This is a genomic window from Paraburkholderia elongata, assembly GCF_013177735.1.
Classification (GTDB): Bacteria; Pseudomonadota; Gammaproteobacteria; order Burkholderiales; family Burkholderiaceae; genus Paraburkholderia; species Paraburkholderia elongata.
This window is the reverse complement of sequence record NZ_WOEZ01000140.1, coordinates 106,213-115,281: the sequence shown is the minus strand read 5'-3', so window position 1 is coordinate 115,281 and position 9,069 is coordinate 106,213. Positions and strand designations below refer to the sequence as shown.

The window sequence follows — 9,069 nt, the reverse complement described above, 5'->3', positions numbered from 1 at the left end:
CCATTACGCACATCGTCCGCGACATACGCGGCAAACACCCGCCCGATCGCCGTATTCACCAGCGACATCACCGTGCCGACCCGCAAGCTCACATGCAGCGGTCGCGCCGACTCTTCCAGGCGCACGACGGTCGGCCCGAGCGGCCCGAGTACCGCCATCGCGACACTCATTCCCGTCGACGCTGCCAGTTCGACCACTTCCGGCTCAGCTTCCCGCGTCGGCGACAAACGCTGCAGGCCGATTAACCCAAGCTCCAGCGCTAAAGGCCCGGCTTCGAAGCAGCCAGCAGCGTCGCGGTTCAGCAAACCGATCTTAAGCAGACTCACCAGATGCGGAAATGCTTTGGCCGGCGGCATGCCCGCAGCCGCCGCAAGGTCGCGCAAACTCAATGGCCGTGCAGCCGAAACCAATGCGCCAAGCAGCTCACCCGTGTTATCGAGCGACTGGATGCCGCGCTGCGGTTTCGCATCGGAAGAAGTGGCAGAAGCGGCAGAAACGCCGAAGCCAGCATAAGAAGTGTCGAGAGAGTCGGTCACGATGCGGAAGAAGCTAACAAGGAAGGGGCTGCCGCAAGTTCAGCGCTGATGTCATGAGCAGCGGCAAGCAGCGCGCGAGCCGTCGGGCCATCGGCGGCGACATCGATCGCGCCGGTCGAGCCGATCACCGTCAGCGCGAGACACAAGCGGCCGTCGGCATCGAGCACCGGCGCGCTCAAACTGCTGATGCCTGGACTCGGCGCATCGACGCTGCATTCCAACCTGCGTGCGCGGATTGCATCCAAAGTGGCCTCGAACGCGGCGCTTTCGTCAGGGGGCGTCATCGCGCTATTCATCGAGCCCGACTGATTCGCCCACATCCCCTCCAGCGCCTCGTGTGGCAGATAAGCGCAAAATACGCGCCCCGTCGACGTAGCCGGCAGCGACATCACCGTGCCCACATGCAGATTCACGTGCAGCGGAAAGCCCGCATGTTCATAGCGAACGATGGTCGGCCCTTGCGGCCCGGCAATACAGATCGCGACGCTGAACCCGATCGCCTCGGCCAATGCCGCCACGCGCGGCACGGCGGCGCGAAACGCCGGCTGGTTCTCCAGATGCATCAATCCAAGCCGCAACGACAGCGGCCCGGGTTCATAACGGCCCGACAGCTCGTCACGTTTGATCAGACCTAAGCGGCTCAAGCTCACCAGATAAGCATGCGCCTGCCCCGGCGCGATCTGCGCGGCAGTGGCGAGATCGGACAAAGCGAGCGGACTGCGCGCCTGCGCAAGCGCCAGCAACACGCGGCCGCCCACTTCGACGCTCTGAATCCCGCGCTGCGTCTTGCCGCCATCCGCCGTCTCGTTGCCGCCCGCGCCTTTGCCGGTGGCCGGTTTCGCTGCTTTGCTCACACCCGCGCTCGTCCGTAAAAAGGGTCCATGTTAGCCGAAGCCCTGCGCGAAAGCCCGCGCCTTCCTGTCCTCATCTTAGGCGCTTTAAGATTTGCGTATAGCGATACATTTCGCTATTGACAAATAAACTGGCCCGACCATAAGATGCATTCACCCCGACATACCGGTGCAGTCACAGAGTCAAAACGGGGCGAGACAAGCTCCAATACCGTCAGCCCGCGCATCTGAAATCTGAGCGCGCAGCCGGCCGTCTCGCCTCACGTCCAACTTTTGAGGGAGACAAGCATGGCAAAGGCATTCGCATCCCAGGCCGACCTGGAAGTCAAGAAAGTCACGTGGACCAAGCTGTCCGAGAACGCCTACGCGTACACCGCTGAAGGCGATCCGAACTCGGGCGTGATCATCGGCGACGACGGCGTGCTGATCGTCGACACCACCGCCACGCCGGCCATGGCGCAAGACCTCATCGCGAAGATTCGCAGCGTCACCGACAAACCGATCAAATACGTCGTGCTGTCGCACTACCACGCAGTGCGCGTGCTTGGCGCGTCTGCGTATTTCGCAGAAGGCGCGCAGCAGGTGATCGCGAGCCGTGGCACGTACGAGATGATCGTCGAACGCGGCGAAGCGGACATGAAGTCGGAAATCGAACGCTTCCCGCGCTTGTTCGCCGGTGTCGAAACGGTGCCGGGCCTGACGTGGCCGACGCTCGTGTTCGAAAAAGAAATGACGCTGTTCCTCGGCAAGCTCGAAGTGCGTATCGCGCATCTGGGCGCCGGTCACACGAAGGGCGATACGGTGGTGTGGCTGCCGTCGCAGAAGGTGTTGTTCTCCGGCGACCTGGTCGAATACGACGCTGCCTGCTATTGCGGCGATGCTCAACTCGAACAATGGCCGGCCACGCTCGAAGCACTGCGTGCGCTGAAGGCTGAGAAGCTGGTGCCGGGCCGCGGTCCTGCATTGACCACGCCGGAAGACGTCAACAAGGGCCTCGATTACACGAAAGACTTCGTCACCACGTTGCTGCAGCAAGGCCGCGAAGCCGTCGAACAGAAGCTCGATCTGAAGGCCGCGATGGCGCACACGCGCAAGGCGATGGACCCGAAGTTCGGCCACGTCTTCATCTATGAGCACTGCCTGCCGTTCGACGTTTCGCGTGCCTTCGACGAAGCGAGCGGCATCACGCATCCGCGCATCTGGACCGCGCGGCGCGACAAGGAAATGTGGGACGCGCTGCAAGCCTGATTGCAAGCCGGATAACCGCATAGAAACGCCGGAAAGCGTCAAGCAGAGCAGAGAAGGACGGAGACACAAGATGAGCATCAACTACCAGACGCTGTCGTTCGAGTATCAGCCGTGCCGCGAACAGAGCGGGCAAAGCGGAGCGGATCAGGCACCCTATCCCGTGATCGTGGTCGGCGCGGGGCCGGTGGGCCTTGCTACCGCGATCGATATCGCGCAGCAGGGCGTGCCGGTCGTCCTGGTCGACGACGATTGTTCGTTATCCACAGGTTCGCGGGCGATCTGCTTCTCGAAGCGCTCGCTCGATATCTTCGACCGGCTCGGCTGCGGGCAGCGCATGGTGGACAAGGGCATCAGCTGGAATGTCGGCAAGGTGTTCCTGAAAGATGAACTGGTGTACACGTTTAATCTGCAGCCGGAAGCGGGCCACCATCGGCCCGCGTTCATCAACCTGCAGCAGTACTACGTCGAAGGCTTTCTGCTCGAACGCGCGCAGGAGATGCCGAATCTCGAGATCCGCTGGAAGAGCAAAGTGGTCGGCGTGCAGCAGAACGGCACGCCTGGTACGCAAGACGCCAGCGTGACGCTGACCGTCGACACGCCCAACGGTCAGTACCCGTTATGCGGCCGCTTTGTGGTGGCCGCCGACGGCTCGCGCAGTCCGATGCGCAATCTGATGGGACTCGACAGCAAAGGCGTCACGTTCAAAGACCGCTTCCTGATTGCCGACGTGAAAATGGAAGCGGAGTTTCCGACCGAGCGTTGGTTCTGGTTCGATCCGCCGTTCCATCCGAATCAATCGGTGCTGTTGCATCGTCAGCCGGATAACGTGTGGCGGATCGATTTCCAGTTGGGCTGGGACGCCGATCCGGTGCTGGAAAAAACGCCGGAACGTGTGATCCCGCGCGTGCGTGCGTTGCTCGGACCGGATGCGGAGTTTGAGCTGGAATGGGTCAGCGTCTATACGTTTTCGTGTTTGCGCATGGAACGCTTCCGGCATGGCAACGTGTTGTTCGCGGGCGATTCCGCGCATGGCGTGTCGCCGTTCGGCGCGCGCGGTGCGAATAGCGGCGTGCAGGACGCGGAAAACCTCGCATGGAAACTGGCGATGGTGCTCGAAGGCAAAGCGTCCGACACCTTGCTCGACACGTATGCAAGCGAGCGCGAATTCGCCGCCGACGAAAACATTCGCAACTCCACGCGCTCGACCGATTTCATTACGCCGAAGAGCCCGGTTAGCCGCGTGTTCCGCGATGCTGTGCTGAAGCTCGCGCGGCATCACCCGTTTGCGCGGCAGTTGACGAATAGCGGCCGCTTGTCCGTGCCGGCGGTGTTGCGCGATTCCCCGCTGAATACATCGGACAGCGATAGCTTCGAAGGTCTGATGGTGCCGGGGGCATCATGCCTCGATGCGCCAGTTCATGCAGCGGGGCAACCGGCGTGGCTGTTACAGCAACTCGGTCAGCAGTTCACGGGCGTGTTGTTCTGCAGCTCGCAAGGTATCGATCAGGCGACGCAAGCTGCGCTGGATGCATTGCGGAGCGGGCCGATTCCGCTGAAGCTCGTCGTGGTGATGAGTGGCGATGCGCAGGTCGCGGCGACCTCGGGTGTAAAGGTGGTGCACGACGTCGACGGTCTTGCAGCCGCTCGTTACGACGGCAAACCCGGCACGTTCTATTTGCTCCGCCCGGACCAGCATGTCTGCGCGCGCCGGCGGCAACTCGACGTGAGCTTTGTGGATGGTGCATTGAAGCGCGCGTTGTGCGTGGAAGGCACGGCCTGAGGGCAGGGCACACGCAGCACATCGGCAAAAGAAAATAGCAGGAGACAGTTATGGCATTGAACACGCAACCCAATCTCGCCCGCCCCGACGATTTCTACGAGGCGCTGATCGACATGCATCGCGATCTGGACGATGCGCAGAGTCAGTCGGCCAATGCGCAACTGATCCTGTTGCTCGCCAACCATATCGGCGATCACGAGACGCTGCTCGAGGCGATGCGGCACGCACGTGAAGGCGTGACCGATGCTTCGGTGCAAGGCGCACAGACGCATCCGCTGGCCGCCTGACCAAACAGGACAAGCGGGTCCAAACCGCACGAATAGCACGAGCAGTACGAGCAGTAACGATGAATCGCTGTACGCGCGTGGCCGTTCGAGCCACGCGCAATCCACCACGGCGCGCGGCGCACCTATACCGCCGCATGCCGTCTCAGTAGAAAACCGAAACGCGGCGCATCAAGACGCCGGACCCAGCGGGTCCGTTGGACCCTCACGTTTGGAGACACTGATGAGCCAATCCCTCGCCCCCACGCTCGCGCCGGGCGCATCCGCTGCTGTGCACGACGACCTGTTATATCGCAAGGTCTCGAAGCGGATTATTCCGTTTCTGTTCCTGTGTTACGTGGTGTCGTTTCTCGACCGCATCAATATCGGCTTCGCGCAGTTGCAGATGAAGCACGACCTGGGTTTCAGCGACGCGATGTACGGTCTCGGTGCGGCGGTCTTTTATATCGGCTACGTGCTGTGCGAAGTGCCGAGCAATATGCTGCTGGCGCGCTTCGGCGCGCGCCGCACCTTCACGCGGATCATGCTGCTGTGGGGCATTGCATCGGTTGGCATGATGCTGGTGTCGAAGCCCACGCACTTCTACGTGCTGCGTTTCATGCTCGGCGTGTTCGAAGCGGGGTTCTTCCCCGGCATCGTGCTGTATCTGACCTACTGGTACCCGGCGCGGCGGCGCGCAGCTGTGTTGTCGATTTTCTTCGCGGGCGTCGCGGTGGCGGGCGTGCTCGGCGGTCTGGTGTCCGGCTGGATCATGCGCGATATGGGCGGCGTGATGGGGCTGTTCGGCTGGCAGTGGATGTTCGTGATCGAAGGTGCACCGGCCATCGTGCTCGGCCTGCTCGCGGCGTTTTATCTGGTTGACGGTCCGCAACACGCAACGTGGCTCAACGCCGCAGAGAAGGCGAAACTGATTGCGCAGCGCGATGAAGATCGCCCCGTTTCGTCGGACGCGCATTCGTCGCGTTCCGTCATGCAAGCGCTGCGTAACCCACGGGTCTATCTGTTCGCGTTCATCTATTTCTCGCTCACCTGCGCGTCGTTGACGCTGAACTTCTGGATGCCGCTGATGATTCGCGACTTCGGCGTTCACGATGTGCTGGCGATCAGCCTGTACACCGTGATTCCGAATGCGGTCGGCGCAGTGGGCCTGATTCTGATTGCGCGCAACTCGGATCGCCGTGGCGAACGACGCCGGCACTTTGCGGTTTGCACGATCGGCGGCGGCATTGCGCTTTCTTTGCTAACGCTGCATCTGAGCAGCTTCCCGGCGATGCTCGCGATCCTCTCGGTGGCTGCCGTGCTGATTTTTGCCGCGTTGCCGATTTTCTGGACTGTGCCATCGGGTTATCTGTCCGGCGCGGCGGCGGCGGCCGGGATTGCGCTGATCAGCAGCATCGGCATTACGAGCGGGATTGTCAGCCCGTGGGTGATCGGTCTGATCAAGACGCACACCGGCAGCATGGACAATGCGTTGTTTGTGCTGACAGCGTTGCTGTTCGTCAGCGGTGTGGCCTTGCTGCTTGGCGTGCCGAAGGAAGCGCAGCGCATCTAAGACTTGTACAGGCCGCTGACCAGGCGCGCCCGGCCGGCGGGCATGCAGATTCGGCAGCAGCGGAGCGGCGGCGCGCTCGGCAGTGGTCATGAACGGATTGCCCGCTGCACTCCGCCAGGAGGATGAAGGGAAGATAGAAGCATGTTCTTTGGGGACGTCCACGACGACGCTGCAATAGTATGCGATTTAGTTATCTCTTTAACAGTTTGCAATACTAAATGAATTGCGTTGACAAAAAATGACATCATTCTGAGACTGTCCTATTTGATTCGGTCCCAAAGTCCACTAGAGTTTTTGCCGGGGTATCCCGTGAATCTCTAACAGGAGGGGGCTTGAGTCAAAAAACTGGTTCCAGGCACCGGCACTACCGTCTCGACATGCCACAGGCCAGTAGCGCCGAGCTGGCCGATATCTTTTCCTTTGAGGGTGAGCGGGCCATCGGGGAGCCTACCCGGTATCAGATCCGGTTCACGCATCCGCAGCCGGACCTGTCGCGCACCGACTACCTGAACAAGCCTGCGGCGTTCGTGATCCAGCCGCCATTCAACCCGCTCATGACGCTCAAGCCGGAACCCGAACGGCGTGTGCAGGGAGTCATCACAGGCTTCAGCCAGCGGGGCAGCAGCCGGGACGAAACCACCTATGAGGTTGTGCTGGATTCGCGCCTGGCGCTCCTGCGCAACACGCCGAAGTGCCGGTTCTTCCTTGAGAAGAGTTTCCCGGAAATCATTGAGCAGATACTGCGCGAACACGGCTTCGACAGGATCCACGGCAGCTTCGAGTTCAACCTGTACCGCACCTATCGCAAGCGTAGTTTCGTGATGCAATGGGGCGAAGACGACCTGACCTTCATCACGCGGCTATGCCGCCGCTCCGGTATCTGGTTTGTCTGCGAAGAGGGCGAGCGCTGCGAAAACGTGCGGTTTGGTGACGACTTCACGCACTACCGCCGTAACCCGAACCTGACCGTGCCTTATCGCCAGTTCAGCGGCCTCGAAAGCTCAGGGACGGAATCGGTCGATTCTCTTGAAATGGACGCGACGACCTTGCCGACGAGCTATAAGGTGCGCACGTTCAGCACCGAGCGTCCGGTATCCGAACCGATCGAAGCCGTCTGCCCGATCACTGGGGATCGCACCACCTATGGCGAGGCTTATACATGGGGCACACCGGACCTGAGCCAGGATGAGGCGGGGGCGGAAGCACTGCTGCGGCGCGAGGCGGCCGTGGCTGCACAGGTGGTGTATCGCGGCACCTGCAACATGCTGGACCTCGCGCCCAGCTGCGTCCTCAAGTTCTCGAACCGGAAACTGCCCGACGCTGAGTACGGGCTGGTCACTGTACGGGTGAAATGCAGTGCATCGCGCAAGCAGCCTTACCGCGTCGAGTTCACCGCGATTCCGTCCGACCGGCTGTACCGGCTGTCTTTGCTGGAACATACGTGGCCCAGGATCGAGGGCGTCATCACCGGCACCATTGCCTCGCCGGGCGGGTACAAGGACCCGTATCTGGACGCGCAGGGCTCATATATCGTGCACATCCACGCGGATCAGGATAAGCGCACCCCCGGACTGGAAAGCTGCCCGATGCGACTGGCGAAGCCGTTCGCGGGCGCAGGACAAACCGGTTTCCATTTCGGTCTGGTCGAAGGGACGATCGTGACCGTGGGCTTCCTGTGGGGCTGCCCGGACCTTCCCTTCATCAGTCAGGTACTGCACACCGCGCAGGATACCGATCCAGTCAATTCAGCCTATCCGTGGGCCACGCGCAATACGTTGCGCACGCGCATGAACAACACGCTCCAGTTCGAGGACCGCGCAGGCCGCGAGCACATCAAGCTCGCAACCGAGCACGGCAAGACGCAGCTCAGCCTGGGTCACGCCGTAGATCGCGAGAACGAGGAACGGGGCGCGGGTTACGAACTGCGTACGGACATGAAGGGCCATCTGCGTGCTGGTGGCGGCATGCTGGTGTCAACCTACATGCAGGAGAAGGCGCGCGGCCCGTTGACCGACATGGACGCGATGTCGAGCCAGTTCAACGTGACCCAGGCGCAGGCGCAAGGGCTTGCCAACGCAGGCGCGATGGCTAAGGCCGAAATTGCTGACCTGAAAGCTGAGAACGAGTGGTTGAAGAATGAACTGGTGGGCCTGAAAGAGGCTGTTATTGCACTGTCAGCCCCGCGCGGCATCGGCATGGCGACGCCCAGTCGCTTCATGGTGTCGTCGGGCAAGGACACAAGTTTTGCGACCTCATCCGGGTTTAACGTAAGTGCGCTGAAGAACATTGCTCTTGCGGCGGTCGAGGCCGTTTCCGTGTTCGCGCAGCGCGCGGGAATCCGCCTGCTTGCGATGCGTGGAAAGGTCCAGATTCAGGCCCAGGCGGATGCGATGGAGCTTGTCTCACAACTGAACATGCAGCTTTCCAGCGTGGCGGGAACACTGACCGCCAACGCTGCGAACGGGATTGTCCTGAGCGGTGGCGGTACGGCGTATATCAAGATTCAGGGCGATAACGTCGAAATCGGCGGCGCGGGAGACCTCATCATCAAGGTCCCCGATATCGACAAGGCGGGGGCTGGCGCCGTGTCGCTACCGCTGCCGAAGTTCAACCAGACCGACGCTCCCAGCGATGAACGGTTCATTCTCAGTGACCATGTCACCGGACGCCCGCTCGCAAATCGTCCGTACAAGGTTCAGACGGCAGACGGCCGCATCGTGGAAGGCGTCACGAACGATAAGGGCGAAACGTCGCTGACGCAGAACGATATCGCGCGGGGTATCAAGTTGTTGCTTTCGAAAATCAAGAGGACCTGATT

7 protein-coding genes and 1 pseudogene are annotated in these 9,069 nt (G+C 61.4%); 5 read left to right on the top strand and 3 right to left on the bottom strand.

The features are described from left to right. Positions 1-536: IclR family transcriptional regulator (locus tag GNZ13_RS25990; RefSeq protein ID WP_172169782.1), on the bottom strand; the 536-nt coding region annotated here is incomplete at its 3' end. After that, positions 533-1,390, bottom strand: a complete 858-nt coding sequence (locus GNZ13_RS25985) for an IclR family transcriptional regulator (protein ID WP_172169779.1) — start codon at positions 1,388-1,390, stop codon at positions 533-535. The genes GNZ13_RS25985 and GNZ13_RS25990, both read right to left, overlap by 4 nt. Positions 1,391-1,675: 285 nt before the next feature. Between GNZ13_RS25985 and GNZ13_RS25980 the strand changes: the two genes are divergently transcribed. From GNZ13_RS25980 to GNZ13_RS25965, 4 genes are all read left to right on the top strand, one after another. Continuing rightward, complete coding sequence (locus GNZ13_RS25980; protein ID WP_172169776.1) at positions 1,676-2,635, top strand: MBL fold metallo-hydrolase; 960 nt, start codon at positions 1,676-1,678, stop codon at positions 2,633-2,635. A gap of 70 nt (positions 2,636-2,705) precedes the next feature. Next, on the top strand, positions 2,706-4,415 hold the full coding sequence (locus tag GNZ13_RS25975; RefSeq protein ID WP_172169773.1) for an FAD-dependent oxidoreductase: 1,710 nt from the start codon (positions 2,706-2,708) through the stop codon (positions 4,413-4,415). 50 nt (positions 4,416-4,465) lie between these two features. Next, entirely contained in the window at positions 4,466-4,702 is a 237-nt protein-coding gene (locus tag GNZ13_RS25970; protein ID WP_172169770.1) for a DUF2783 domain-containing protein, read from the top strand. 220 nt (positions 4,703-4,922) lie between these two features. Then, positions 4,923-6,251: an MFS transporter gene (locus GNZ13_RS25965; protein WP_172169767.1), complete on the top strand. Its 1,329-nt coding sequence runs from the start codon at positions 4,923-4,925 to the stop codon at positions 6,249-6,251. Positions 6,252-6,266: 15 nt separating this feature from the next. Here GNZ13_RS25965 and GNZ13_RS52700 read toward each other — a convergent pair. Next, a pseudogene (locus GNZ13_RS52700) lies at positions 6,267-6,371 on the bottom strand (SAM-dependent methyltransferase); the annotation flags it as partial. A 212-nt stretch (positions 6,372-6,583) separates the two neighbouring features. On the opposite strand from GNZ13_RS52700, the gene GNZ13_RS25960 reads away from it, so the two are divergent. Further along, positions 6,584-9,067 (top strand): type VI secretion system Vgr family protein, encoded by a 2,484-nt coding sequence (locus GNZ13_RS25960; protein WP_236002190.1) that lies wholly within the window; start codon positions 6,584-6,586, stop codon positions 9,065-9,067. Positions 9,068-9,069: the final 2 nt, after the last annotated feature.

Coding starts and splice junctions, on each gene's coding strand:
- GNZ13_RS25980 (WP_172169776.1), top strand. CDS start 1,676: ATGGCAAAGGCATTCGCATCCCAGGCCGACCTGGAAGTCAAGAAAGTC.
- GNZ13_RS25975 (WP_172169773.1), top strand. CDS start 2,706: ATGAGCATCAACTACCAGACGCTGTCGTTCGAGTATCAGCCGTGCCGC.
- GNZ13_RS25970 (WP_172169770.1), top strand. CDS start 4,466: ATGGCATTGAACACGCAACCCAATCTCGCCCGCCCCGACGATTTCTAC.
- GNZ13_RS25965 (WP_172169767.1), top strand. CDS start 4,923: ATGAGCCAATCCCTCGCCCCCACGCTCGCGCCGGGCGCATCCGCTGCT.